Annotated in this window: 33 protein-coding genes and 4 pseudogenes; 10 read left to right on the top strand and 27 right to left on the bottom strand. The window is 33.1% G+C overall.

Translation table 11 applies throughout. The features are described 5' to 3' along the window. Positions 1 to 217: 217 nt before the first annotated feature. The 3 genes and pseudogenes from AC3B5S_RS08740 to AC3B5S_RS08730 all read right to left on the bottom strand — a co-directional run bounded on the left by AC3B5S_RS08740 (position 218) and on the right by AC3B5S_RS08730 (position 1,129). On the bottom strand, positions 218 to 544 hold the full coding sequence (locus AC3B5S_RS08740; protein WP_489790407.1) for a WYL domain-containing protein: 327 nt from the start codon (positions 542 to 544) through the stop codon (positions 218 to 220). Between the two features lie 9 nt (positions 545 to 553). Next, positions 554 to 712: pseudogene (locus tag AC3B5S_RS08735) on the bottom strand (helix-turn-helix transcriptional regulator); the annotation flags it as partial. Positions 713 to 721: 9 nt separating this feature from the next. Further along, positions 722 to 1,129 (bottom strand): helix-turn-helix transcriptional regulator, encoded by a 408-nt coding sequence (locus AC3B5S_RS08730; RefSeq protein WP_489790406.1) that lies wholly within the window; start codon positions 1,127 to 1,129, stop codon positions 722 to 724. An 87-nt stretch (positions 1,130 to 1,216) separates the two neighbouring features. Here AC3B5S_RS08730 and AC3B5S_RS08725 point away from each other — a divergent pair, with 87 nt between their 5' ends. The 3 genes and pseudogenes from AC3B5S_RS08725 (at position 1,217) to AC3B5S_RS08715 (ending at position 2,557) form a co-directional block, all read left to right on the top strand. Beyond that, the gene (locus AC3B5S_RS08725; RefSeq protein ID WP_489790405.1) at positions 1,217 to 1,669 is read left to right on the top strand and encodes a VOC family protein; all 453 of its coding nucleotides are present in this window, start codon (positions 1,217 to 1,219) and stop codon (positions 1,667 to 1,669) included. A gap of 262 nt (positions 1,670 to 1,931) precedes the next feature. Beyond that, positions 1,932 to 2,272 (top strand): annotated as a pseudogene (locus AC3B5S_RS08720) (type II toxin-antitoxin system RelE/ParE family toxin). 3 nt (positions 2,273 to 2,275) lie between these two features. Continuing rightward, positions 2,276 to 2,557: a helix-turn-helix domain-containing protein gene (locus AC3B5S_RS08715; protein WP_489790404.1), complete on the top strand. Its 282-nt coding sequence runs from the start codon at positions 2,276 to 2,278 to the stop codon at positions 2,555 to 2,557. A gap of 457 nt (positions 2,558 to 3,014) precedes the next feature. Here the strand turns inward: AC3B5S_RS08715 and AC3B5S_RS08710 are convergent, their stop codons facing one another. The 3 genes and pseudogenes from AC3B5S_RS08710 to AC3B5S_RS08700 form a co-directional block, all read right to left on the bottom strand. After that, complete coding sequence (locus AC3B5S_RS08710; RefSeq protein ID WP_489790403.1) at positions 3,015 to 3,383, bottom strand: hypothetical protein; 369 nt, start codon at positions 3,381 to 3,383, stop codon at positions 3,015 to 3,017. A 22-nt stretch (positions 3,384 to 3,405) separates the two neighbouring features. Beyond that, positions 3,406 to 3,930, bottom strand: a pseudogene (locus tag AC3B5S_RS08705) (recombinase family protein). Between the two features lie 22 nt (positions 3,931 to 3,952). After that, positions 3,953 to 4,450, bottom strand: coding sequence for a zeta toxin family protein (locus AC3B5S_RS08700; protein WP_489790402.1), 498 nt, complete (start codon positions 4,448 to 4,450; stop codon positions 3,953 to 3,955). Between the two features lie 575 nt (positions 4,451 to 5,025). Here AC3B5S_RS08700 and AC3B5S_RS08695 point away from each other — a divergent pair. Beyond that, positions 5,026 to 5,292, top strand: a complete 267-nt coding sequence (locus tag AC3B5S_RS08695; protein ID WP_489790401.1) for a hypothetical protein — start codon at positions 5,026 to 5,028, stop codon at positions 5,290 to 5,292. A gap of 734 nt (positions 5,293 to 6,026) precedes the next feature. On the opposite strand, the gene AC3B5S_RS08690 is transcribed toward AC3B5S_RS08695, so the two are convergent. Beyond that, on the bottom strand, positions 6,027 to 6,230 hold the full coding sequence (locus tag AC3B5S_RS08690; protein ID WP_489790400.1) for a hypothetical protein: 204 nt from the start codon (positions 6,228 to 6,230) through the stop codon (positions 6,027 to 6,029). A 568-nt stretch (positions 6,231 to 6,798) separates the two neighbouring features. Here AC3B5S_RS08690 and AC3B5S_RS08685 point away from each other — a divergent pair. Further along, a complete protein-coding gene (locus tag AC3B5S_RS08685) occupies positions 6,799 to 8,013 on the top strand; it encodes a restriction endonuclease (protein WP_489790399.1) in 1,215 nt (404 codons plus the stop codon). Positions 8,014 to 8,077: 64 nt separating this feature from the next. On the opposite strand, the gene AC3B5S_RS08680 is transcribed toward AC3B5S_RS08685, so the two are convergent. The 10 genes from AC3B5S_RS08680 to AC3B5S_RS08635 form a co-directional block, all read right to left on the bottom strand. Then, complete coding sequence (locus AC3B5S_RS08680; RefSeq protein ID WP_489790398.1) at positions 8,078 to 9,142, bottom strand: Eco57I restriction-modification methylase domain-containing protein; 1,065 nt, start codon at positions 9,140 to 9,142, stop codon at positions 8,078 to 8,080. After that, positions 9,132 to 9,419 (bottom strand): hypothetical protein, encoded by a 288-nt coding sequence (locus AC3B5S_RS08675; protein WP_489790397.1) that lies wholly within the window; start codon positions 9,417 to 9,419, stop codon positions 9,132 to 9,134. The genes AC3B5S_RS08680 and AC3B5S_RS08675 overlap by 11 nt, the downstream gene beginning before the upstream one ends. Beyond that, entirely contained in the window at positions 9,406 to 9,672 is a 267-nt protein-coding gene (locus AC3B5S_RS08670; protein ID WP_489790396.1) for a hypothetical protein, read from the bottom strand. The genes AC3B5S_RS08675 and AC3B5S_RS08670 overlap by 14 nt, the downstream gene beginning before the upstream one ends. 61 nt (positions 9,673 to 9,733) lie before the next feature. Then, on the bottom strand, positions 9,734 to 10,576 hold the full coding sequence (locus AC3B5S_RS08665) for a DNA cytosine methyltransferase (RefSeq protein WP_489790395.1): 843 nt from the start codon (positions 10,574 to 10,576) through the stop codon (positions 9,734 to 9,736). Beyond that, positions 10,573 to 10,659 (bottom strand): helix-turn-helix domain-containing protein, encoded by an 87-nt coding sequence (locus tag AC3B5S_RS08660; RefSeq protein ID WP_489790420.1) that lies wholly within the window; start codon positions 10,657 to 10,659, stop codon positions 10,573 to 10,575. The genes AC3B5S_RS08665 and AC3B5S_RS08660 overlap by 4 nt, the downstream gene beginning before the upstream one ends. 657 nt (positions 10,660 to 11,316) lie before the next feature. Further along, positions 11,317 to 11,610 (bottom strand): type II toxin-antitoxin system RelB/DinJ family antitoxin, encoded by a 294-nt coding sequence (locus AC3B5S_RS08655; protein WP_489790394.1) that lies wholly within the window; start codon positions 11,608 to 11,610, stop codon positions 11,317 to 11,319. 287 nt (positions 11,611 to 11,897) lie between these two features. Next, positions 11,898 to 12,107 carry a hypothetical protein gene (locus AC3B5S_RS08650; RefSeq protein WP_489790393.1) on the bottom strand — a complete coding sequence of 70 codons (210 nt, stop codon included), beginning with the start codon at positions 12,105 to 12,107 and terminating at the stop codon, positions 11,898 to 11,900. A 138-nt stretch (positions 12,108 to 12,245) separates the two neighbouring features. After that, complete coding sequence (locus AC3B5S_RS08645) at positions 12,246 to 12,443, bottom strand: hypothetical protein (RefSeq protein ID WP_489790392.1); 198 nt, start codon at positions 12,441 to 12,443, stop codon at positions 12,246 to 12,248. A 50-nt stretch (positions 12,444 to 12,493) separates the two neighbouring features. Then, complete coding sequence (locus AC3B5S_RS08640) at positions 12,494 to 12,868, bottom strand: hypothetical protein (protein ID WP_489790391.1); 375 nt, start codon at positions 12,866 to 12,868, stop codon at positions 12,494 to 12,496. Between the two features lie 31 nt (positions 12,869 to 12,899). Next, the gene (locus AC3B5S_RS08635) at positions 12,900 to 13,100 is read right to left on the bottom strand and encodes a hypothetical protein (RefSeq protein WP_489790390.1); all 201 of its coding nucleotides are present in this window, start codon (positions 13,098 to 13,100) and stop codon (positions 12,900 to 12,902) included. A gap of 545 nt (positions 13,101 to 13,645) precedes the next feature. Here AC3B5S_RS08635 and AC3B5S_RS08630 point away from each other — a divergent pair. The 5 genes and pseudogenes from AC3B5S_RS08630 (at position 13,646) to AC3B5S_RS08610 (ending at position 16,311) form a co-directional block, all read left to right on the top strand. Continuing rightward, the gene (locus tag AC3B5S_RS08630) at positions 13,646 to 14,389 is read left to right on the top strand and encodes a hypothetical protein (protein WP_489790389.1); all 744 of its coding nucleotides are present in this window, start codon (positions 13,646 to 13,648) and stop codon (positions 14,387 to 14,389) included. Positions 14,390 to 14,442: 53 nt separating this feature from the next. Next, positions 14,443 to 14,697, top strand: coding sequence for a hypothetical protein (locus tag AC3B5S_RS08625; protein ID WP_489790388.1), 255 nt, complete (start codon positions 14,443 to 14,445; stop codon positions 14,695 to 14,697). 35 nt (positions 14,698 to 14,732) lie between these two features. Continuing rightward, positions 14,733 to 15,161, top strand: coding sequence for a hypothetical protein (locus AC3B5S_RS08620; protein WP_489790387.1), 429 nt, complete (start codon positions 14,733 to 14,735; stop codon positions 15,159 to 15,161). Between the two features lie 577 nt (positions 15,162 to 15,738). Beyond that, positions 15,739 to 16,017: a RelB gene (locus AC3B5S_RS08615; RefSeq protein WP_489775335.1), complete on the top strand. Its 279-nt coding sequence runs from the start codon at positions 15,739 to 15,741 to the stop codon at positions 16,015 to 16,017. After that, positions 16,007 to 16,311: pseudogene (locus AC3B5S_RS08610) on the top strand (type II toxin-antitoxin system RelE/ParE family toxin). Before AC3B5S_RS08615 ends, AC3B5S_RS08610 begins: the two are co-directional and overlap by 11 nt. A gap of 232 nt (positions 16,312 to 16,543) precedes the next feature. On the opposite strand, the gene AC3B5S_RS08605 reads toward AC3B5S_RS08610, so the two are convergent. The 10 genes from AC3B5S_RS08605 to AC3B5S_RS08560 form a co-directional block, all read right to left on the bottom strand. Continuing rightward, positions 16,544 to 16,816, bottom strand: coding sequence for a DUF5344 family protein (locus AC3B5S_RS08605; protein ID WP_489790386.1), 273 nt, complete (start codon positions 16,814 to 16,816; stop codon positions 16,544 to 16,546). 208 nt (positions 16,817 to 17,024) lie between these two features. Further along, entirely contained in the window at positions 17,025 to 17,156 is a 132-nt protein-coding gene (locus AC3B5S_RS08600) for a hypothetical protein (RefSeq protein ID WP_489790385.1), read from the bottom strand. A 303-nt stretch (positions 17,157 to 17,459) separates the two neighbouring features. Beyond that, entirely contained in the window at positions 17,460 to 17,705 is a 246-nt protein-coding gene (locus AC3B5S_RS08595) for a hypothetical protein (RefSeq protein ID WP_489790384.1), read from the bottom strand. A 4-nt stretch (positions 17,706 to 17,709) separates the two neighbouring features. Next, the gene (locus tag AC3B5S_RS08590; RefSeq protein ID WP_489790383.1) at positions 17,710 to 18,042 is read right to left on the bottom strand and encodes a hypothetical protein; all 333 of its coding nucleotides are present in this window, start codon (positions 18,040 to 18,042) and stop codon (positions 17,710 to 17,712) included. Between the two features lies 1 nt (position 18,043). Next, positions 18,044 to 18,415 carry a hypothetical protein gene (locus tag AC3B5S_RS08585; RefSeq protein ID WP_489757673.1) on the bottom strand — a complete coding sequence of 124 codons (372 nt, stop codon included), beginning with the start codon at positions 18,413 to 18,415 and terminating at the stop codon, positions 18,044 to 18,046. Between the two features lie 38 nt (positions 18,416 to 18,453). Continuing rightward, entirely contained in the window at positions 18,454 to 19,326 is an 873-nt protein-coding gene (locus AC3B5S_RS08580; protein WP_489790382.1) for a hypothetical protein, read from the bottom strand. A 1-nt stretch (position 19,327) separates the two neighbouring features. Further along, positions 19,328 to 20,062, bottom strand: a complete 735-nt coding sequence (locus tag AC3B5S_RS08575; RefSeq protein WP_489790381.1) for a DUF3114 domain-containing protein — start codon at positions 20,060 to 20,062, stop codon at positions 19,328 to 19,330. Between the two features lie 37 nt (positions 20,063 to 20,099). Continuing rightward, positions 20,100 to 20,960 (bottom strand): hypothetical protein, encoded by an 861-nt coding sequence (locus AC3B5S_RS08570; protein WP_489790380.1) that lies wholly within the window; start codon positions 20,958 to 20,960, stop codon positions 20,100 to 20,102. Between the two features lie 4 nt (positions 20,961 to 20,964). Continuing rightward, the gene (locus AC3B5S_RS08565; RefSeq protein WP_489790379.1) at positions 20,965 to 22,599 is read right to left on the bottom strand and encodes a DUF3114 domain-containing protein; all 1,635 of its coding nucleotides are present in this window, start codon (positions 22,597 to 22,599) and stop codon (positions 20,965 to 20,967) included. Positions 22,600 to 22,838: 239 nt separating this feature from the next. Further along, positions 22,839 to 23,669, bottom strand: a complete 831-nt coding sequence (locus AC3B5S_RS08560) for an Rgg family transcriptional regulator (protein ID WP_489769818.1) — start codon at positions 23,667 to 23,669, stop codon at positions 22,839 to 22,841. Positions 23,670 to 23,728 lie beyond the last annotated feature (59 nt).

Below are 23,728 nucleotides of genomic sequence, written 5' to 3'. Positions count from 1 at the left end.
TATATCAAGATTTTAAATTTCTACTTTGATAGTGTACATCAACTATTTTTTTCAGCTGGAGATTATCATAATGAACTACTGGATTAAAACAACATTGTTTCCACAAACTATCGTCAATGCTCCCTAAATTAGCATCAATAGTTTCGTTTCTGATCGGAAACAACAGCGTTCCTACTGGTGAGCCAGAGACATTACCTACTAATTACTTGATAAAACTCTACAATTGATTAGCAAGCGCAAGCACGTACGCCCGAAAATCGGTTTTGAATTGCGACTGATTTAAAATTTGAACTCCCTGTCCCAGACCTAACAAAAACCGGAAACTTTCTTCATTATTAGGCAGGCTTATAGTTGCATGAAAGATCTGCCCATCCGTTTCGTTGATTACCTCCGGACCAAACCGTTCCACAAACACGTCCCGAAAACGTTCCGCAACAGCTAACCAGACTATCGTTTCCCGTTGCGGTTTAACCCCGCTATATAAGACAAGCTTCTCAGCACTAATAGATCGCGGTTCAAATGTTTCTGCTGAGTACTCGATCATGGAGAGTTTTGCAAGAGTAAAAGTTCGAAATGCCTGCCGAGTCATGTCGAAACCTTGAAGATACCAGCGCTGGGCTTTGAAAACGATGCGGTATGGTTCCAAGGTTCGCCGGCTCATTTGACCACTTCGGTCCGTATAGGTAAACTTCACGATATGATGTTGCCGAATCGCAATTAATCATGCGGTTGCTCGTCTCCGCAGGACGACCGTTTCTGGCCAGCCTTGATATTCAATGACCACTGGCATCAGTCCTTCAGATACAGTAGATAATCCCTTAATCCGATTCAAAGTTTCTCGCAGTTCTGAGGTTGCTAGTAGCGTAGTCGTATCAGATAGTGCAATGAGCAAATTATCAAGATCCGTTTGAGTCAACAACTTTTTGTCCACCTTATAATCTGACATGATGCCAACGCCACCATAACGACCCTGTTTGGTAAAAATCGGAATACCAGCCTCATTTAACGTATCCAAATCTCGATAAATGGTACGAACACTGACTTCAAATAACGTTGCCAACTTGGTTGCTGGGACTATTTCTTGTCGCAGCAGTAGGAAAACTAGACTAATTAAGCGACTTATTCTCATTCTTTCTCCAATCCTGACATAACTGTGTCATATTTTACTTGCTATACTACGTTTGTTAAATCAATTAAACAATTGGAGGTTGTAAATATGACAAAAACAGAACTAATTCCTTTTCTATCGTTAAATGGACAAGCAAGTAAAGCAATCGCCTTTTACGAAAAAGCACTAGGAGCCGAAGTCATTTTTAAAAAGACACTGCTTGAGGTCCAACAAATGGGTGCTCCCCTGAAGCTGACGCCTGAAATTGAAAATCAGGTCAGTCACTGCGTATTGGTATTTCCTACCGGTGGCAAATTAATGTTGAATGACACACCTGTTGATAAGGCACAATTTGTGATTGGCAATAATCAGAGTATTTGCCTACAATCAACGGACAAAGACCAGATTACGACCCTTTACCAGGGATTAGTGACAGCCAGTGACCAGGTTGACATCATCACACCGCTGACCAGTAACGTCTTCAGCCCCGCTTATGGGATCGTGAAGGATCCCTTCAATATTGTCTGGCAACTGACAACTTCAATTCACAATGATTTCTAATTAATCAAATACAGTATTGTATTTATACAACTGTGAAGACCGTCTTCCTTATAGAATAGAGCGGTCTTTTTTTAAACTGACTATGCTGCAAAATCGTTAAAATAAAGTACACCAATGTCCACGCATGGTTCTTAGTTAAAAATTAGTTGAAATAAAAAGCATGGCTATGATACACCCTAAAAATACACTTAACTAAAAAAATTAGAATTTTAGCTTCCGTAAATTATTGTCTTTTGAACGCTAATTTGCTATCATAATAAATATGAAGAAGATAGAGTTTGGCTATTATGATTATGACGAATTTGAATCGTTTCTAGACAGTTTAAATTATAAGATGCTGCTAAATTAGTTACTACTATTCAAAAAATTGAACAATACGGATTAAGCATTGCTATTCGTCAAGAATGGATTAAAAAATTAGAAGACAATTTATATGAAATACGTTCTAAAAGAGCTTCTAATATTCAAAGGGCAATCTATTTCCAAGTAAAAGACGACCATTATATAATTACTAACGTTTTTACTAAAAAATCTAAAAAAACTCCAGAACGTGAAAAAAAGATTGCCAAAAATAGAAGAAGGAAATTTTTAGGAGAGGAATAAATAATGACAAAAATTGATGAATATATTGAGAAAAGAAGTACTACCGATCCAAAATTTGCAAAAGCAGTAGAGCAAGAAGATATTAATTTAGAAATTGCTGTTAAAGTTTGTAGTTTGCGTGATAGTTTTGGCATGAGTCAACGAGAATTTGCTAAATTAACAAATAAACCGCAATCCACGATTGCTAGAATTGAAAGTGGCAATATGAACGCTTCAACAAAATTATTAGCAGAAATTGCTCAAGCTACAAATCAGCGATTATCAATTCAGTTTAATCCAATGTAATTAAATTTCATTATGTACAAAGCTTTCCCATAAATTAAATTAAGGAAGGCTTTATTTTCACCTTATATAAATTAAAAGGACTAACACCGATAGAATATCGGAAATTAGTCCTAAGTTAAAATTTTAAAATTGTCTTACTTTTTTGGGTTCATATCATGGCGCGACTAAGGACAGCTATTTTTTTTGATTCATGCATGGCCATCCAAACGAAACTTGCGACATCGATAATCGTAGTGATTATCTGGCAAAGATCGTGGACGTTCAAATGAAACAATTTGCTACTCCTTTCTTTAGGATCTGGGTTTACAGTTTTTACATCATAAGCACCACTCCCCTTCTAGGAATAGCCACCGCCTTAGCATTTAACTTCACTCAATAATTATACCATAAAAAAGTGGCTAAATCCTTGATTTACAAGGCTTTAGCCACTTTATTTTGTTGCTTAAAATTGTTTTGATTAGCTATTTTTGACCAAATAGTAATTCATAAAAGCAATCACTATGGTTAAAACTAAAAACACTGCTATTATTACTTGACCAAGGATTTTAGCAATATAGCCGTTGGCTATTAACAGGAACCACGCGCTGGCAGCCATTAATGTTATGTTCAAAGTATTTAAAACGAAACCTAATTTTCTATTAACTTTAATTCTAGCCACAGACAAAACGGTTGCTATGACCAAGCTAGTTGTGCTCAAAATATAAAAAATTGTCGCTGAATTGCTTGCCGTTGGATTAAGTAACGATTTTACCAACGAACAAACACTCAAAATTACCATGGCAAGATAAAGTAAGACGTCTAAATAATAAGACATTTTCTTAAGCATATGAATTCTCCTTATTCTGTAATTAACTATTCAGCAATTTAAAACGTCGTTGTTGAGTACGTTCACGATAATTTTTTTACGCTCAATCATTTTATAGGTCATACCCTGCTGGCGTAATTCATAAGCAAAGCGAATTTGCTCGTCAGTATAAGTTTTGAGGCGTCATTCTCTAAAATCCGGATCATTCTTTTTAGCGTAAGCTTTCCTTTCTTGCGTCCTTGTTACAATCATATCACGTTCGAACTGAGCAAACGCACTAAAAATAGTAAAGATTAGTTATCCTGTTGGTGTATTATCAATAGTTCCCATATTCAAAATTTGCACTTTAACACCTTGGTCGAAAAGTTTTTGAATGATTTCTAAAGCTTCTCTTGTATTTCTGGCGAAACTATCAAGCTTGGTAATGATTAACGTATTGCCAGGGACTAATATTTTTAACAGTTCATTAAACTTTGGGCGTTGAGTAGTTGTGCCGGTAAATTTTTTCAGCACCTGCTTCTTTTAATTGCTGGATTTGATTTTCTAATTTTTGGTCAGTTGTACTCACTCGTGCATAGCCTTATTTCATGTTATAAATTATTTTCTGTTATATCCTGAATAATTTGCTTAAAAAAAGTTTTTGTGTCGCCATTTGTCAAACGGCGGTCATTATATTCTAGATAATCATTATCCCACCACCATTTTTTCAAACTTGCTATTGGAAAGGGAAAATCTTTTATTTGATTATGTTTAACTGTCAGAGAAAAAGGTACGTCCAAGTAATAGACAAAAGCATTACGACCAAAAAGTTGGATTAAATTTTCTAACATTTCACCATAAACATCTTTGCGTAAAATACCCTCTAAAATAATTACATGATAATGTTTAGCCCCGTATTCGACTAATTCTTTTATTAAACTAATTGCTGGTGTACCTGGACGGTCGTTAGCATGCAATATATCACGGCGGATAACATCTTGATGAAGCAAAAAACAATTATCATAACCTAAATATTTTTGTAGATTATCAGCTAAAACTGTTTTGCCACTTCCAGAATTTCCTCGGATTAAAATAAAAATAGTTTCCATACTTTTAACTCCATTCCAAAAATATAGCAGCGTTTATGTCGGTAAGTTATGACGTATTTTAACTAGCTTAATCATAAGACAAGTAAAAAAGCGACACAACCATAAGTTATGTCGTTTTTTTATTGAATCTTCTTTCATTCCTTAGCAATCTAAATTATCCATCTCCAACTTCTTAATATAATTACTAGGAATAGCCTTTAATCGTAACATCATCTTTTCTTAATTCTTTATATATCAGAATTTTTCTTCAAAGAAGAATAATTCTTTGTTGAAGGTATTTTTTAAAAGATCTTTTGGGGACAGTCACTATCTTCAAATTTGGTAATCAAAATCCTATATTCTCTTTGACCAGAATATTCACTTGTATTTGTAAAGATAGCTTCTTTAAGAATTTCATTAACCCTTTTAACTTTCTCATCTTTTTTCTTTGTATCACTAATGGTCACATACTTCATAAGATCTTTATATTTATAATACTTAAAACAATCAGTATAATCAATTTTACTAGCATAAAGAGTAGTAATTGGTTATTCATATTGTTAAAGTAACTGTTACCTATCTTGGCATCTTTTAAATTGCGTGCAGTAATAATTTCATTACCATTGTTATCCAAAACGTTTCAACGAGTTATGACAATCATCAATTCCCCTGTCTTAGATAATTTACAACTATTATTAGGGAAACAGGCTGATAATTTAGCCGATGGTATTAAAATTATAAATAATGATGGCAAAACAATTCGTTATAATCGACGCTATAACCAAAAAACACTCCATATAATATCTGCTCATTCTAAAGATGATGGCGTTTGTTTAGAACAAACCAGTACTGCTACTAAGTAGAATTAGATTACATAAATTCCTAATTTACTTGAAATGTTTAACGTAGCTGGCACGGTAATTACTATTGACGCCATAGTTATACAAAAAGAAATTGTCAATAAGATTAGTTCTTTAAATGTCAATTACTGCTTGGCAGTCAAACGTAATCAAAAATATCTGCAAGAAGACCTACAAACACATTTTCAAGATGTTCGTACTATAAAAGACATCAAAAACTAAAGACAATGGTTATTATAAAGTTGTCGAACAAGCAAGTAGTCAAAATTGAAACTAGGGAATATTACTACAGTAATGACATTGAATGGCTAATTGAACGTCAACCAGGTTGGAGAAACCTACAAGGTATCGGTATGACTTGTAATACAATTGAAAAAGATGGACAAATTATTCAAGAACATCATTACTATATTTCGAGTCTTAAAAATCCAGATATTAAATTTTTTTCGAGGTATGTCCGATAACATTGGGCAATTGAAAGTTTATATTGGACACTAGACATAACATTCCATGAAGATCAAAATAAAACTGCGGAACAAAACGCCGACTTAAATTTAAATATTATTTTATCCTGAAACAGCTGCAATTCAAACAAAAGTGAATAAGCTAGATTACAAATAACTATGCAAACATCAAAGTATTTTGCCCAAGTGGTTGATTTATTTCCAACAGCATTAGCAAGGAGCAATTAATAAGCAAACGTTTTATAGTTTGATGCGTTTGACGTGGCGAAATGGCTAAAATTCTTGACTACATCCAAATAACTTTTTTGTATCATCTTTAAAAGTGATAAATTTCTCATTTGGATCATAAGTTTTATCATTTTTATTACCTTTTAAAAAAGATTGAATACAAGACAAGCAAATTGTTCCTTTATAAAGATCCTCTGCATGATTATTAAATTTTATAAGGGCAATAGGTTCCTCTTCTTTTTGAGACATACTTATTTTATTCTCCTCTAAAACTGTGTCAAAAACATTTAAGTCAATAAATACTTACCTAACGCGTGGTGCTTGTTAATTTTTCTCCAAGTATCTCCCCATCTATGCCAAGAGTTTTAAAGCAAGAACAGTTAGAATGATACAGTGTTCGTTGTTTAGGGAGATTCAAAAGTAGATTAGAACAATTTTTATTTGTAAATACTTGAATAAAAATAACTAGTACAATGAATGTATATTTACTTTGACAGTTAATTTTTACTGTTCATAAAACATAGTAGAGCTCTTTTTAATTGTTTGATCTGTCAACTCTTTAATTCATTATTAGTTTCCTTATCCTAGACAGATATACTACAGTGTAAGTACAACCAAATTCTGTTTCAGTTAAACAGTGACCTTTAATTGAATTTATGTTAAACTATTCTCAAACTAAGGTAAAATCTTTCTTCATTATTTTAATTTTACACAAGATTAGTGATGCTTGGTTTTTTATCTTAGTATCTCTTATTTAAACTACTTAGATAACTTAATTTCAAAACTAGTATTAAACCAAAAAATGGAGAAACAAAAAATGATAGATGAAATACAGTTACAGAACTTTATAAATTCACATAACTATGATCTACGCAAAACGGGTAATGGTCGATGGATAGATCAAAAGTGTACGCCTGACGTAATAAGCTTCATTGCCGATTGTATTATCCAATTCATAAATGATACTAACACACCTGAAGAGTTCACAAAAAACAGTTTGTGGAATTATGACTATTCAGAAGAATTTATTACATCTTTTTTCGGCAAACCTAGCACTAATAATTCTCAAACCAAAAATGAATATGATAAATTTTTTGCACAACCGCTAAAATTATTTGCGGCCGCTGATATTTTATATGAAAGTAATAGTGGTCGACAAAACGTGTATTCAATTAAAAGCTTTGACGTTTTAGAATATATTTCAATAAATGATCGTGCCGCATTGACTTTTCTGTATTATTATTGTGAAAAAGTAATAACAGATAGTGGGATGAAAAATTTATTTGATTCTTTCTTTCTGTTTCAAGATAAAGATTCATTTAGCAAATTAAAAGAAGGATATGAAAATTTTATACGTCAATATACCGATATTAATGGTATTGACGAGCCGAGAAGAATTTTTACTAAGGTTATTAACCCGCTTGCATTTAAAAAACATAAATTTGGTACACGGAAAGGCAGTTTATCTACTAGCGTTATCTCTTATCCTGAGTTAATGTATAATAGAGAAAATTTTAGAGATTTATATGCTAAAAAGCCAAAAGATATAGCTAGGGTTGAGTGGGAAAACGATCATCCACGAGATGTAAATCCTAACTTTTATAAATACGAATCTAATCGTGCAAAAAAATTTGTACGTATTTACAATAAGACTTTTAATTTTGGACTTTCTGAAGTTACTTCTGAAAATGACAATACACCTGCAACTCAAATTCATCACATTTTTCCTGAACATACTTTTCACGAGATATCTATGTATCATGAAAACTTAATTGCACTAACACCAAATCAGCATGTTACCAAAGCACATCCTTTAAATAATACTAGAAAAATTGATAAACAATATCAAATTAAACTATTATTATCCAAAGCCGACACAATAAAAGAATATATCAAGCGATCGCCAGATGGAGATTTATACTCATTAGATAGATTAGTTGAAGTAATTAATATTGGCTTAGACAAGGATTATAACACAGAAAATAACGACTATAATTCAGTTATTCAAATTATCAATTCTCTAAATAATTAATGAAAAAGATTGTGACCAAATTATTAGCTTAAAAAATAACAACATGACAATTTTCTCTTTGATATCAGTTGTACAATCCGAAAAAATAAACTGAATTTGAATCAATATTTAAACTTCTTGTACTAAAGTTTCTAGCAATACTATAAAATTTTTCAAACACGGGACCACTGAGAAATTTTAAATTTGATTCCGTTATTGATTGACTACCAATATTTTGTAATATGGCTACTGACCCATTAGCAATCGTATTTTTGGGCTTTTTGATTACTCTAGGATAATATGTCATATTAGGACTTAAATAGACATCATCACGTTCATAATATTTTGATACAGCAAATTTATCTAAATCCGCCTTGTCTATGAAACTGTCATATCCATCTATAGAAATTAGACTAGTTCCATCTCTCAAAATATTACGACTCTTTATAACTCTGACATTACCCTTTGATTTTAACACTTTATTAGTTAATTGACGATCTCTAAAAACTTTAAAAATACCAAAATTCATATGGGAGGCTACTTCATTAAAAAAATCATCTCTATACAGTAACCAATATGGAAATTCACCGCTTGTCAAAATAGATTGTTCTTGTTTATTATATAAATCTTTTGTTACAGAATAACTAAGTGTATTTTGTGGGTTTAATTGTGTATTAATTATGATTGCAATAGTCTCGATTAAAACACCCTTAAATCCTTTTTCACCAAAATCAATTATTGACTCAATTCTGTATTTTTCAATTCTTCTTCTGGTCTCAGAAAAATCAGGATTGCTTAAGAAATATTTTGGTAATATCATAACTACTTTATCGGCAATCATCATTGACTTTTGCAAAAAAAATCCTGAAATATTCGTTGTAACATTATCACTAAAAGTAATTGAATAATCTTGTAAGCCGTTACTTCTAGTTAATTTTAAAAATGGAGGATTTCCAATAATTAAGTCGTAATTATTTTGAGGAATGTTAAAAAATGGACTTAAAAAATCCTCATTGTGATAAATAATATCAACATTTTTAGGAAATTGTCGATATTTATTTAAAGCTAAAAGTAATTTCAAACTTTTTGTATCAATATCGTTCACTTCAATAATTAATTTATCGGCAGATTTATATTTTTCAATAATCATTGGAATAAAATTTCCTACTCCTACAGAAGGCTTGAAGAATACGGATTTCTTTTTTATCAATATCCGGAAGAAACTTAATTAATGTGTTTAAAATTGTAGAATCAGTATAATATGCTGCTGTGTCTACCCTATCGTTGTTGACTAATTCAGCGATTCTTGAAAGTTCCATTACATCAAGATTTTCAGGATTTACCTCGATAAAGTCTATTACCTGTTCTCTATGTTGTATGTTATAACTCTTTATTATAGTTTTTAACTTTTTTTCATTCAATCTCATTATCAGTTAAAACCACCTTTATATTTTTCGCTATTTTCTTCATAATAATGGTCGGAACTGCTTCGCCTATACTTTGTCTGATATTTATTTCGTTTTTCTTAAGATATTCTTCTTTATCTTTTATTGGCATACTATTTAGTTTTTCAGACATAGTAGTCCATTTAAACGAACTCGGAATATTCATCATTAACATTAATTCACGAATACTAAATACACGATCATCAACTGGATGAACTGTATTTTGACTAGCCATAATATCATTTCGAGTATGAATACACGGAGCTACGTCTTCCCAACGTTGTCTAGTATATTTATCACCATTTTTTTGGACATTTGGAATCAAAGTACCATTTATAATTCTGTGAGGCCTTTTTTTTTTGAACATCTTCATTTTCAAAAGCTGAATGTCCAGGTTTAACATCATGAATCCAGCTACGCATATCTTTTCTATATGGTTTAAAATTATGGTAAATGTCAGTTGGATAAATTTCTCCCATATATTTTAACGATGGTAATTTACCAATTACTTGTTTCAAATTTTTGGTTTGTGAATGAGAGGGATAAAGTTGTTCAGGATTAACAATTTCATCCAAGTCTTTTCTAACTCCAATCACTAAAGTTCTTGTTCTACTACTATTTGCACCGTAATCTTTAAAATTTAAAATTCGTGAATCATAAGTATAATCAGCAGAAAGCCAATCAGCAAATGATTGTGAAATCTTTTTTTCATTATTATGGTCAATACATTTAGTATTCATAAATGATCGAACGTTTTCAGCAATAAAGAACTTAGGCTGCAATTTTTTCACAATTTCCAAAGCTTCAACTACAAGAGAATTTCTCTCAATCGTTCCACCATTCTTTTTATGATTAGCAATTGACATTCCTTGACAAGGTGCTGTAAAAATTACAACATCAATATCTTCAACTTTTTCTTCGCATTTAAAATGATTCACAGCTGAAAAAAGTTGTCGTTTAGTAGATTCTTCGGTAATATCTCCAAGGATATAACCATCCGAATATTTAACTTTTTGATTTGCTTTCTGGATATTTAATCTGCGTTCAATTAATTCCGATGTTGCTACACCATCAAAACCTTCTTGTTTAAAACCGTAACAACCGACACCTGCAGAGCTAAACAAACTTATATAATTCATAGCGGACTGACCTCTTTTCTGTACTCAACAATATCTCCCAATTCGCAGTCTAAACAATTACAAATTCTTGCCAGAGCCTCCATTGACACTGTTGGTTTTTTGACAGTCTTGATAAGGTTGAGTTTGTTAAACCAGCTTTATCTCTTAAAGCAGTTTTATTTAAATGCTGGGAATATGCTAAATTCCACAGCCTATCGTAACAAAATGAACATTTTACACCTCATTCAACAAAAGCAGAATATTTATTCTACAAATACAGAATTAATTGTACCATACTAATTTTGTTTATGGAAAGATACTTCATTTCGAATTTACCAAAAATTTTCCGCTCTGATAAGTAAAACTTGTAATTTATTTTCACCTTATATAAAACGACAAAAAAAACGATCGCTGATCGTTTTTTTATTTCCATTATTTTATTTTTCCTTGAAAAAGTTCTTTATGCGTTCCTATTCGAATTAACCTAATTACTGGATTAGTATTATGCGGCAGATAAATGATTACAACGTCTACTTTGCCTTTCCTTATAAGTGAAAGTCTAAAGTATCATTATATAAACCACCCCTATTATCCAAATGTCTATGTGGACTGTAAGAATCAGGAACACGGCCATGAAGCTGTAACTCACTTAATGCAATCCTAAACTCTGAATTAATTCTCGGATAGTGTTTTTTAAATTTTTGATAATCCTTTTCGTACCCGCGGTTCGATTTTGATCTTGTAATTAACATTATTCATTGTTAGCTATCACTATTCAAAAAATCCATAATCTGACTTGTCTCCTCAAATTCAGGAGAGTTATCCGGTATTAAACCAATTTCCTTAGCTTGTGCTTCAATCAAAGCTTTATGAGTTGTATCATTGGGTATTTCGTCAGGAACTATAATTTCAAATGGAATTTTATTTTGAATAACGAACTGTTTAATTGCCATGTTAATGTAACCATTTAATGTTAATCCGGCAATTTCTAGACGCGGTTCTACAGCTTTTTTTAACTGGTCATCTATCCGAATAGTAGTTGGAGTTGTTGTCATTATAAATCCTCCTTTGTATATTTGTATTCATTATAACATACTTAAGAATACAAAAACATAAATAACAATTATAATGAACAGTACAGGCTTCGTTTTTTCAATTAAAAAACCAAAACGATTTTATTGACATAGAAATTATTGATTACTATGGGACCGTTTTGTAAATAACCTTGAAAAAGTAATTCTTCCAGAATCCGTCCTAATTTTTTGGGGTCGGATAAAATAAAACACTAAAGAAAGAAGTAATACTGAGTTATTCTGAAATTCAATAACTACTCCAACAATTGCTAATTATTGTTTGATTTTCGTAAATAAACATATAACAAGCTATAACCTATTCCACAAACTATTGTCAACACTCCGTAAATTAACAGCAACAGTTTAGTGCCTGTTTGTTGAAACAGCAACGTTCCGACTGGTGAACCTAAGGCATCACCTACCAAAAAGCCCGACTGAGCTATGCCTAAATACAGAAAGCTTTCAGTTTTGGGAAACATATCGTATTCCATCAACTCTTTAAAGATAAAAAAAGCCGGCGATACCAATTGCCATAATTGTATAAGCAATTAACGAAATATAAATGCCCTTGTCAAATTCTAAAAAATGCTACCAACATACTACAACCAACAATGACTTCATTGATAAGAAAGGCCCATCCTGCAGACATCCGAAAATGTCGCCGTTGATAAAAAAAGCGATGTTAAAACCGTTAAAATACTAAATATCGTCGTCCAAACAGTTACGGCACTAATTTTGAGACCAGTCTTCCGTAAAATCGCTGGTAAAATAGGATCAATCAAGGCGTTAGTTAATCCCAATAAGAACACCAACAAAAATAATAGTACCCCCCGCTAACCGATTCGTTGGTAACGCCACAAACAGACTATGCGGCTTTTTTTTGAACTCTACCGTCAGGAATGCTATTAGTCACTGACAGACTGCCCATCAATAAGGCCGCTATAACAATCAAAAACCAGTACATATAATTTGCAGCATGCACTACAGAAATCAACCAGCCAGCAACAATAGTGGCCATCAAAGTAGCAATTTGCATAATTGTATACCGCGACGAAACCAATGCTTCTTTAGCTGCTTCATCTTGGTCTGATTCAAAATAAATCCAAGAGCGAATTACTAGTAACGTAATACTAGCTCCGAGACCGGCAATAATACCCGAAATCAACGCTATAAAAGCGTTATTAGGAATCACTCTCAACAACATGCCCACAGCATAGATTGGCAAAAAAAACTTTGACAATCTTTTTTTAACCCCCCAGTTGGCCAAATTGTTACTGATTAAAAAAGGAAAATGATCCCGCCACTGCCATCGCCGAATAAGAGATGGAATAATTCAGCAGACCATGATTTTGTTGAAAGAACAAGATTTGAGCGTATTTGGAGACGCCCATTGCTAAATAGAAAATTAAAATAAAGACAAACATCTTCTGATATTTGTATTCATTATGGAAAAGACGTTGAAATAGTTTCACTGAACAATGACTCCTGAATCTTTAATTAACGGTATTAATGCATAACTTCAAGGCGAACATCAACCAAAAAATACTTTTTTTAGAAATCAAGACACTTTCTTTTGTCTCAAATCTGCTGACAAAGAATTTATTAATATCATAATCTACAAAATTAATTTTATCTATAAATCACAAAGAAATGCTCAGATAGTTTAACAACTTATCGTATGTTGCTGTTCAATTATTAAAAAATGGTTAGCTAATCATAAATAATTTTTTTGTTGTGCAAAACTATTATGTTGGATCACTAACGTTAGAATAGTAGTTCAAGATGTTTCTTCATTGGTGTCACCTACTATCTACATATTTAACGCACAAAAAGATAATCAATATAACTTTAATAGAACCTAGTCAACTATTGAATGAAAATGACCTCGGATCAAACTTCATGAACGCAATGTCACTGAGCGCAAACCTAAATTTTAAAATCAATTCCAGCTGGTGTTTTCGAAATTTCTAATAACCTTTTCGTGCTACACTTAATATGTCAGAGAGAGGGTTAAACGATGCAAGCAAAATTAGCGTTGATTGGCAGTTTAATTATGACCGTATTTGGTTGTTTATTGATAACTGGTCATTCGGTTAATGCCCAAGCCTATGTCACATCAGCCGCAAATTTACAAGTTAGCTCTGGAAAGGAAGCGGCACCAATCTATCGTGATGCTGCCTGTTCCCAACCAACCGGTACAACTTTAGCCACCACCATCAATGATTGGGCAGTCACTGCTGTTAGTCAAAGTAATCGTCCTACAAATGGTACAACGTACGTTCCCTTTAATTCCTTTGACCTAGGGTTTAATCAATGGGTTAAAAGTAGTGATGTCTTTTTAGGTGGCGTCGTCAAAAACAAAAAGCCCAATAACTTAATAGAAGCCTATTCTAACTATCAACAAGTTCCCATCTACGACTCGCCACAACTATGGCACATCACTGGTTATTTAAATCCTCAGATTGCTGATTGGAAAGTCAGTCAGTATGCCAGCAATAGTTCAAGTGGCGATCCCATTATCCGGGTTGATTTAGGAGCTCATCAATGGGTGGCTACATCGAGCAACGTCCTTGCCGTACGTTCGATCTATGCCTTTGAACAAGGAGCCCAATTGTTTAACCAGTTTGGAACGCCAACGACTAAAATCCAAACTGACGACTTTTACAAAGTTTATGGTGTTAAAAATATCAATGGACAAAATTATCTTAAATTAGGCAACAACCAGCAGTGGGCTAATTTAAATGCCGCTCATATCAATTAATTTAATTCAAATTATATATTTGGGAAAATTGCTAACGAAAGGGTGCAATTATTATGAAACCAACTCTAATATCTTTCAGTAGTCAATTATTGGCAACAATAATTACTGTAGCTAGTTTACCAATATTATCGACTCAAGCCGCTGTCGTTCCCAGTCATGATATTTATTATTCACATGGACAGATGAACATGACTTACCAAGATCCACAGTTAAGTCAACCCATTGGTACGAGGCTCGTTCCTCAAATTAGTGCCTGGCAAACTTATGAAAAAAAAGTCGATAATACTGGAAAAAACAACGGCTTATGATTTAGGTGGTCATCAATGGGTGAGCGCACAATTTAATGCTGTCAGCCATGAAGTTAAACCCGGATCATACATCTATCAAGAAGCTTTTTTCGGCTGGCCAACCTATTCCCGTGTACAAAGATCCCCAACTGACCCAACCCATCGGAAAGTTAAGTAATAAAGTAGCCGATTGGCAAATCAATCGCGTCGACTTTGCCAATCAATCTGAATATGTTTATGCCGTTGATTTAGGCAATAATCAGTGGGCAGCAGCAGACGCTTTATATCTTTTACCCAAAGCCGTGACTGTCCATGCTAACAACACTTTAGTCAACCAAAACGGTCAGCCCACTGGCCAGATCACTAACCTCAACGTGCCTTATGCAACTTATGGCGTTAAATCCATTAATCAACAAACCTATATCCGACTTGGTAGTAATCACCAGTGGTTATTAGCCAGTCAAAGCGATCCCGCACTTAATTAGTACTATAACTTCAAAGTAAATGACGCTAATAATAACTATATAAAATAAATTAAGATAGTATTGCCATCTATGTCAAAAGTTTTAAAGCAAGGACAATTAGATAGTTATACTATTTTTTTAACGATAAAAAACTACATAGAAGTTCATGAACGGCAGAGCAATAAAAAAGAGCTTTAACAAAAAAGATTTTTTAACGAGGACCTAACAAAACACACCCACTGCTACTGCTCATAATTTTTTATGGTTCTTATTTTTTTTAAAGAGAGCTTTTTTTAAATAGATCAATGTATCCTTTTTTTACTAATACTGTCGTTGGTTTTACTCTCACTGGACCAATATAAAATCCGAGTGTTCCAAAATCACGGTGGTCATAATTATATCTTAAATTGGCATGTCGTTCATGAATTATCATTGTACTTCTTCCCTTTAACCAGTCCGTTAAATTACAAACACTTATTTATAGTTTCTACTGTTTTCAACCTCTTATTTTTTTAGATTAAACTTGTGTTTATTACAAGCTGGATTTATTATGAATGTAATACAATAGTAAACAACAATAAGGGGGGGGCGTATTTTCTTGAGCAATTCTACTCTTAAAGATAAAACTGTTTCCACTCGTGTTAATAGCACAATTAGTGAACGTGCTAAATCAAATTTAGCTAAACAAGGTTTAACTGTATCAGAATATATTCGACTATCTCTAATAAAGGCAGCTAATAACGAAGTCCGCTTGGTCAGCTTTTTAGATTCCTCAGAAGCTATAGCTGCTAAGCGTGAAGCTGAAAACAACGAAGTAACTGAGATTGGTTCAGTCGCAGATTTCAACGATTGGATTGACAAAATAGATGAAGATTAAGATCACAAAATCCTTCGAACGAGAATTAAAAAAGACTAGCTAAAAAAACATTTTCCTATTAGGATATTAAAACCATGTCTAAAAGCTATCATCGAACAAGATTCTCATATTCTTCACAAGATTAAGGATCATGCTTTAAAGGGTCAATGGCAAGGATACCGGGAATTTCACCCGTCGAGGTATGGCAATTATGGTAAAACATATGATAACTGGATCGTTATTTACAAACTAGACCACACACAATTAGTTTTGTTATTAGTAACTACTGGCTCACATCAAATTTTAGACAAGTAATCAAAAGTTACCTTATTTTTATTGCAAAGCTGTTGCGCTAATTGCGGTTAAGCCCATTTTACAAGCTGGCTTAATTAAAGCATAAAGCTAGTTTAAAAAAATTAAAATCATATAAAAAACCACTTAGCACTTATGACTTGAAGTCAAAACACTGAGTGGTTTTATTTTGCTGCTATAGCATTCAAAACTTTAGTTACAAATATAAAATAATCATTATTGGTTTGTTATTGGTTTACCGAAACGAATTTGCGACCTTGGTATCTGCTGCTTCCAACTCACGGGATACCTGAGAATACTCCACTGTATCGTGTTCCGCAATTGTCCCATAACGTTTAATAACTTGTTCCAATTCTTTTTCTAATTTGATTGCTTGAACAAAAGGTTTTAAATTCGTTCCAGATATATTGGTAGCTGTTAAGGATTGGGCTTGTAATTGTTGAACTGAACTGCTTGCTTGGCTCACATTTTGATTATAGTTAGCTTGAACAATTTTAATAGTAGTCATTATTTTTTTCTCCGCACTCTGGGCTAATGCCAATTGGACTTCTAGTTGAGTAATTTCGACTTCTAATTGGCTAATTCTTTGTTGGATGGCACTTAAATTCTCGTCATTTTTTACTTGCATTATTTTTTTGTAATGGATAAGTTATTCGTCTGTAACTGTTCAAATTTATTCTTTCTCTGACCGTGCCATGGTGCTGCTGTTGCTTGACCTATTTGAATGTCTCTAACGATTTTTTTTGTAAGTCATCCACCTCCGCCTTAGCTTCTTGTTGTGCCTGGTGCAATTTTCTTAATAAGGCTTGCTTCTGCTTAATTGCTTGTAAAATAGCGGCAACATCCATTTCAAATTATCTCCTATCTTAAAGCTTATTATTAGTAACTACCACTTTCTTTTTTAATAACTACCGCTGGCTCGAAACTTGTTGATTAAGTCTTCTGATACTGAATCAGGAATTGGGTAAACATGATCATACTTGTGAAGATAACCGTCATAATTAAAATCTGTCTTATATTTTTGTTTGCCTTCTCCTAGAAGAATTTTAGGTTCTTTCACACGCCAATTTTGATTCTTTTTTTTCCAGAATGTAATCACCCGAACCAATCAAAAAGTCAGAATATTTTTTTTGGAAATTCTCTTTTTTACTTTATTTTTTTGATGGATAATTATTCTCAATTTGATCAGGTGAAATCTTTTGTTGTATGTCTGTTGGTAATTGATTATATAATGTGGAATTTAGAGTTAAAGATTCTGGAATTATAGGCCAACTATTAATTCGTTTCAAAATAGTTGATTCATCTACATCCTTATAAGTCGAAAAATAATCTTGAATAAATAACTTAATCTTATTTTTAGTTATTTTATAATTCCCTGCATCTATTTCAACAATCATATAATCATCTCCTCCTTTCTTGAGGTGTACGAACTTTAAAAGCATCGTTGTATACCAAGACAAAGGTTTGATCAGATTTTAATTTTAAAAAATATTCGCCATCTAAAGGAGAGGTAAAGGAAAAAGATTTACCGATTAAATCTTTAGTAGTTTTAATTTTAATTGCTGGCGTTAAAACCTCACCTTGATTTTTGAGCGCTTGCAGTTTCTTCGCACTCATTTTTTGATATTTCGGTGTCATTTCCGCTCTACTAGGTGGATTATTGCTCATGCCCATGGTGAAAATACTTAATCCTGCTATCATCGCCAAAAGAAAACTTTTATATATTTTTTTCATCTTATTTACCTTGATTTTTGCGATGATAATCAAAATAGCTGTCTACAGGTTGATATTTATTTTTACCTTCTTTGTCAGGAGTTAAATATAAATTATATTTAGGATTTTTATTTTTTAACATACTATTACGATTAGGCATATCCATATTTCCATAAGAGTAGTCATAATTAAAGTGTGAGCTATTTTCATTGGATAAGTTCATATCATTTTGATCAGCATAATTATACGATGGACCATTCACAAAGCCCGCTAAATCATTCGTTTGCCATTCAGCTAAATTTTGTCCACTCTTACCAATGGTCGTTGCCGGATCAACATGTAACAATTCATTGTCAAACAGATTTAAGACGGGAAAGCCATTTGTTAACTTCAAATAACCATTTTCTATGATAGAACCTACGTTTACCTTTATTAATAACTACCACTTTCCTTGAATTTATTAATTAAATCTTCTGAAACCGAATCCGGAATTGGATAAACATGATCATACTTGTGAAGGTAGCCATATTTATAAGGATTATTGTAATACCTTTTAGATCCCTTAACATGCTTCCTTTCTCCAATCATGGGCTTCTGAACTTGCCAAGTATTTCCCTTCTTTATCAATACATAACTACCAGCATTTGCTAACCTTTTAGCGTATCCTCTAGAATAGACACTTCGATAATATTCATATGAATTATATAGTTGCCTAATTTGATCAGGTAAAATCTTTTGTTGTATGTCTGTTGGTAACTGATTATATAATGCTTGATTTAAACGAATAGATTTTGGCATTATTAACCAACTATTAATACGCTTTAATGGATCAACTTTTTCTACATACTCATCTACTCCCATAGAACTTGCCCAATAATCTTGAATAAATAATTTAACTTTCTTTTTGGATGTCTTGTAATTTCCCGCAAAGGTTTTAATCATTAAGGAGTCATCCCCTCCCTCTTGTGCTGTGCGTACTTTAAAAGCATCGTTATATACTAAAACAAAGGTTTGATCGGGTTTTAACTTAAAAAAGTATTCGCCATCACCTTCTCTCGGAAAATATTCAAATTCTGACGAGTTAAAGGAAAAAGATTTACCGATTAAATCTTTAGTCGTTTTGGCTTTTATTTTGGGTGTCAAGACACCACCTTCATCTTTGCGGGCTTGCAGTTTTTTATCACTCATCTTTTGATATTTGGATGTCATTTCTGCTCTACTAGGTGGATTACTACTCAGTCCCATCGTAAAAACACTTAATCCGGCTATCATCGCCAATAGAAAACTTTTATATATTTTTTTCATCTTATTTACCTTGTTTTTTGCGATGATAATCCGAATAGCTGTCTACAGGCTGATATTTATTTTTACCTTCTTTTTGAGGAGTTTTATAAAGAACTTTCTTATCTTTAGTTTTATCTTTTACTAACATATCATTCCGATTAGGCATATCCATATTCCCATAAGAGTAGTCATAATTAAAGTGTGAGCTATTTTCATTGGATAAGTTCATATCATTTTGATTGGCGTAATTATACGATGGTCCATTCACAAAACCGGCTAAATCATCGGTCTGCCATTCAGTTAAATTTCGCCCACTCTTACCAATGGTCGTTGCTGGATCAACATGTAATAACTTACCCGTTTGATTATTGATAATGAACTCCACATGAAAGTTAGATAATAACTTGTAATTGTTTTGCTTCAATTCATATTGATTATCATTAATTGCATATTTATTATGCGCTCTTGCACTTTCACTGCCGACTTTAAACTGCCCGGTTTGACTTAAATCATCTAAATATTCGCCAGGGGTCACGTGCAACTTCTTAGCTGTTTGTTCGACATACTTAGCGTTGGCATCCGAAATATAATAGCGCAATTGGTGAATCTCGGTAGCTAACGTACCACTGGCGTTGGCTAAACCTCCTTTCGTTCCCTTAGTAAACGGAAAAGCGGTTTGCACAACTTTAGGCAACAAGGTTTGTAGCAATTCATTGTCAAAGGGATTCAACATTGGAAAACCATGTTCCAATTTCAAATAACCCTTTTCTACGGTCGCACCTACGTTTACCCTATTAATAACTACCACTTTCCTTAAACTTATTGATTAAGTCTTCTGATACTGAATCCGGAATGGGATAAACATGATCGTACTTGTGAAGGTAACCATATTTATAAGGATTATTGTAATACCTTTTAGATCCCTTAACATGCTTCCTTTCGCCAATCATCGACTTTAGAAATTGCCAATTTCTTCCATCTTTTTTAATTACATAATCTCCCATATCACCTATTTGCTTAATGTATTTCTTTGAATATTCTTTTTTCAACGATTCAATAGATGGATAATCATGATCAATTTGATCAGGTGAAATCTTTTGTTGTAAATCTAACGGTAACTGATTATATAATGCTTGATTTAAACCTATCGATGTTGGCGTTATTGGCCAGCTATTCACTCTTCTTAAAGGATGAATTTCGTCTTCATTTTCCACTGTTATCCAATAGTCTTGGATAAACAACTTGATCTTCTTCTTACTTATTTTATAATTACCCGCAAATGTTCGAATACTTATTCCATCTGGACTACCTTCTTGATCAGTCCGTACCTTAAAAGCATCGTTATATACTAAAACAAAGGTTTGATCGAGTTTTAATTTTAAAAAGTATTCGCCACTACCATTTCTCGGAAAATATTCAAATTCTGAAGAATTAAAGGAAAAGGACTTTCCTATTAAATCTTTAGTCGTTTTGGCTTTAATTTTGGGTGTTAAAGCGGCTCCTTCATCTTTGCATGCTTGCAATTTTTTAGCACTCATCTTCTGATATTTGGGTGTCATCTCTGAACTACCGGGGGGATTACTACTTAATCCCATCGTGAAAATACTTAATCCCGATACCATAGCCAGCAGAAAACTTTTATATATTTTTTTCATCGTCTTATTTACCTTGCTTTCTGCGATGATAATCCGAATAACTGTCTACAGGCTGATATTTATTTTTACCTTCTTTTTCAGGAGTTGTATAAAGATCATATTTATTTTGAGACTTATCTGTAGTTAACATATCATTGCGATTAGGCATATCTAGCGCTTTTTCATAACCATAATCATAATTAAAGTGTGAGCTATCTATATTTGATAAGTTCATATCATTTTGATTGGCGTAATTATATGATGGTCCATTCACGAAACCGGCTAAATCATCGGTTTGCCATTCAGCTAAATTTTGTCCACTCTTACCAATGGTCGTTGCCGGATCAACATGTAACAATTGCCCCGTTTGATTATTAATAATGAATTCCACATGGAAATTAGACAGTAGTTTGTAATTATGCATATAATTCAAACCATACTGCTTTTTATCACCTATCTTACCAACGTACTTTTTATTATGCGCTCTCGCACTTTCACTGCCGACTTTAAACTGCCCGGTTTGACTTAAATCATCTAAATATTCGCCAGGGGTCACGTGCAACTTCTTAGCTGTTTGTTCGACATACTTAGCGTTGGCATCCGAAATATAATAGCGCAATTGGTGAATCTCGGTAGCTAACGTACCACTGGCGTTGGCTAAACCTCCTTTCGTTCCCTTAGTAAACGGAAAAGCGGTTTGCACAACTTTAGGCAACAAGGTTTGTAGCAATTCATTGTCAAAGGGATTCAACATTGGAAAACCATGTTTCAATTTCAAATAACCCTTTTCTACGGTCGCCCCTAAGTACTTCAGCATAATCGTTAACGCTGAACTATCCGCTTTTTGACTAACTCCGGTTTGCGCATACGGGCGAAACAATGCATTAAAGGCAGAAGAGCCGACTTGACGCGCCTGCTTAAATAAATGATTTAATTGTTTTGATAATTTATTTCCTTTTAAGTTCTTGATACTATCATTCAAAAAGTGTTCATAACTGGTTAAGGCCGCAGTATTCCAACCATCGCGTCCTAACTCTGTTAAAAAAGCCGCCATCTGAAAGTGATCTTTACCTTGACCTTTAATTCCCGCCGTTACTGTCAAATCGCTTTTAACATGTACCAGATTATGACTTAAATCTTTTAACGCTAATGGCAGGGTACGATTATTGTAATTTAATACTTTGCGCTTCGTTTGTTGTACCAATTGGATCGTTTCACCCAACGCTTCGTCAGCTTGATCATCGATTAATTGACAATCCGCGCCAGCTTCAAGCGCTAATTGGTAGGCTTTGTTCAGTCGGGCCATCGTTCCACTATTTAATTCTTTGGTCTTGATCAGTATTTTTTCCAGATCGTCTAAGTTCTCGGTGTCAATTTTAGCTTGGCTACTACTATCAACATCCGCCTTAAAGTCATTAATTAAACGTTCCATGCCTTGAGCCAATTGATCTAACTCACTTGTTAATTGTTGCGGTTCACGACCATGCGCTGCTTCGACATACTCGGACATTTGTTGTTGCGTTTTCCCACTGAAGCCTTCAGAATTCGGCACAGCTTTCATCTTGACACTGGTATCTTGTAATGCACTTTTTAAAGTTTGAACTTGTTGTTGTAAGTGATAGTTATTTTCTTCTAACTTACTCATGTCAATTTTAACCATTAATTTCTCCATGTTCTGTATTATTTCGAAATTAATATATTATATTTATATATAATAATTTTTAATTTTAATGGCAATATATTAATTTGATAGTAAAATAACATATCCATCAAACATAGTAAAGCAGTAGTATTATGCCAAGCAAAAAATAGATAACAGAGCATACAATTAATATAAAACCAACAATTGGATAATGTTTTTAGATATATTTGTATCTAAATTAGCTAATCAAAATAAATTTAATTGGTTTTAATTAATTTATTAATTTCTGCAGCTAAAGATTGATCATTTAAAAATTCTGCAATGGTTTTAATTTGTAATAACTGCTGCTTACCCTGAAGCGGATCTTCTTTCAAGAATAAAATTTTAGCTAACTCATATTTTTGCAACAAATGAAATCCATTCAGGGTAATACCTACTACTAGCTCTGAACTCAATTGTAAAATTTGTTTTGCCTGATCAAAGTCACAGTGTTCAATCATCCGATCGGCACAATTTAATAATAATGTAGCAAAAATTTCATCACCATGTGGATAATGCTGGTAACGTTGTTGCACTTTGAGGGCTTCAGTCAATAAATTGATCATCAAATGATACGGCAAAATATAACAATTATTCGCAAAAAATTTCACATCCGCTAAAGTCCAAGTCGCTAAATTAGCAAAATAATTGGTAACTAACTGTAACTCTGCTTGCGGCAAAGGCTGCTTTTGTTGATAGCAATTTAATAAACGATAACTCGCTAATTGAATGCGTTGCATTTTACCGGGATTGTTCTCTAAGCTTTGTATAGTGCGCGCAAAATCTTGGACATCACCATTGTTAAATGCTCGCGTTGCTAGAAATTGATAATAAGCAGCTCTTTGTGGCCGATAACCCTGATCAATCCATTGAAATTCTTCCAAACTAATCATTAAGTTATCTAAAATTTGGTTAAATTTATCCGCAGCTATCATCCGCAGCCCTTTTTCAAATTGAATTGCGTTCGGCTTGGAACAAATTCCTAAATAAACGCTTTTGAGCGCCAAGTCTTTTGCCAAACGAATTTTTTTTATTGTTGGACCATACATTTCAACACCACCTAGTTAAGAAAAGTTAACTTTTTCAAGTTAAGTCTATTTAAGCATTG

It is taken from the genome of Bombilactobacillus sp. ESL1094, from assembly GCF_058107425.1.
The sequence above is the reverse complement of the archived record's forward strand: the minus strand, read 5'-3'. Positions and strand labels throughout refer to the sequence as shown.

Excerpts from the sequence above, each read along its gene's own strand:
- AC3B5S_RS08740 (WP_489790407.1), bottom strand. The coding sequence starts at position 544 with ATGATCGAGTACTCAGCAGAAACATTTGAACCGCGATCTATTAGTGCT.
- AC3B5S_RS08730 (WP_489790406.1), bottom strand. The coding sequence starts at position 1,129 with ATGAGAATAAGTCGCTTAATTAGTCTAGTTTTCCTACTGCTGCGACAA.
- AC3B5S_RS08725 (WP_489790405.1), top strand. The coding sequence starts at position 1,217 with ATGACAAAAACAGAACTAATTCCTTTTCTATCGTTAAATGGACAAGCA.
- AC3B5S_RS08715 (WP_489790404.1), top strand. The coding sequence starts at position 2,276 with ATGACAAAAATTGATGAATATATTGAGAAAAGAAGTACTACCGATCCA.
- AC3B5S_RS08710 (WP_489790403.1), bottom strand. The coding sequence starts at position 3,383 with ATGCTTAAGAAAATGTCTTATTATTTAGACGTCTTACTTTATCTTGCC.
- AC3B5S_RS08700 (WP_489790402.1), bottom strand. The coding sequence starts at position 4,450 with ATGGAAACTATTTTTATTTTAATCCGAGGAAATTCTGGAAGTGGCAAA.
- AC3B5S_RS08690 (WP_489790400.1), bottom strand. The coding sequence starts at position 6,230 with ATGTCTCAAAAAGAAGAGGAACCTATTGCCCTTATAAAATTTAATAAT.
- AC3B5S_RS08685 (WP_489790399.1), top strand. The coding sequence starts at position 6,799 with ATGATAGATGAAATACAGTTACAGAACTTTATAAATTCACATAACTAT.
- AC3B5S_RS08680 (WP_489790398.1), bottom strand. The coding sequence starts at position 9,142 with ATGATTATTGAAAAATATAAATCTGCCGATAAATTAATTATTGAAGTG.
- AC3B5S_RS08675 (WP_489790397.1), bottom strand. The coding sequence starts at position 9,419 with ATGAGATTGAATGAAAAAAAGTTAAAAACTATAATAAAGAGTTATAAC.
- AC3B5S_RS08670 (WP_489790396.1), bottom strand. The coding sequence starts at position 9,672 with ATGGCTAGTCAAAATACAGTTCATCCAGTTGATGATCGTGTATTTAGT.
- AC3B5S_RS08665 (WP_489790395.1), bottom strand. The coding sequence starts at position 10,576 with ATGAATTATATAAGTTTGTTTAGCTCTGCAGGTGTCGGTTGTTACGGT.
- AC3B5S_RS08660 (WP_489790420.1), bottom strand. The coding sequence starts at position 10,659 with ATGGAGGCTCTGGCAAGAATTTGTAATTGTTTAGACTGCGAATTGGGA.
- AC3B5S_RS08655 (WP_489790394.1), bottom strand. The coding sequence starts at position 11,610 with ATGACAACAACTCCAACTACTATTCGGATAGATGACCAGTTAAAAAAA.
- AC3B5S_RS08650 (WP_489790393.1), bottom strand. The coding sequence starts at position 12,107 with ATGTTTCCCAAAACTGAAAGCTTTCTGTATTTAGGCATAGCTCAGTCG.
- AC3B5S_RS08630 (WP_489790389.1), top strand. The coding sequence starts at position 13,646 with ATGCAAGCAAAATTAGCGTTGATTGGCAGTTTAATTATGACCGTATTT.
- AC3B5S_RS08625 (WP_489790388.1), top strand. The coding sequence starts at position 14,443 with ATGAAACCAACTCTAATATCTTTCAGTAGTCAATTATTGGCAACAATA.
- AC3B5S_RS08620 (WP_489790387.1), top strand. The coding sequence starts at position 14,733 with ATGCTGTCAGCCATGAAGTTAAACCCGGATCATACATCTATCAAGAAG.
- AC3B5S_RS08605 (WP_489790386.1), bottom strand. The coding sequence starts at position 16,816 with ATGACTACTATTAAAATTGTTCAAGCTAACTATAATCAAAATGTGAGC.
- AC3B5S_RS08600 (WP_489790385.1), bottom strand. The coding sequence starts at position 17,156 with ATGGATGTTGCCGCTATTTTACAAGCAATTAAGCAGAAGCAAGCCTTA.
- AC3B5S_RS08595 (WP_489790384.1), bottom strand. The coding sequence starts at position 17,705 with ATGATTGTTGAAATAGATGCAGGGAATTATAAAATAACTAAAAATAAG.
- AC3B5S_RS08590 (WP_489790383.1), bottom strand. The coding sequence starts at position 18,042 with ATGAAAAAAATATATAAAAGTTTTCTTTTGGCGATGATAGCAGGATTA.
- AC3B5S_RS08580 (WP_489790382.1), bottom strand. The coding sequence starts at position 19,326 with ATGAAAAAAATATATAAAAGTTTTCTATTGGCGATGATAGCCGGATTA.
- AC3B5S_RS08570 (WP_489790380.1), bottom strand. The coding sequence starts at position 20,960 with ATGAAAAAAATATATAAAAGTTTTCTGCTGGCTATGGTATCGGGATTA.
- AC3B5S_RS08565 (WP_489790379.1), bottom strand. The coding sequence starts at position 22,599 with ATGGTTAAAATTGACATGAGTAAGTTAGAAGAAAATAACTATCACTTA.
- AC3B5S_RS08560 (WP_489769818.1), bottom strand. The coding sequence starts at position 23,669 with ATGTATGGTCCAACAATAAAAAAAATTCGTTTGGCAAAAGACTTGGCG.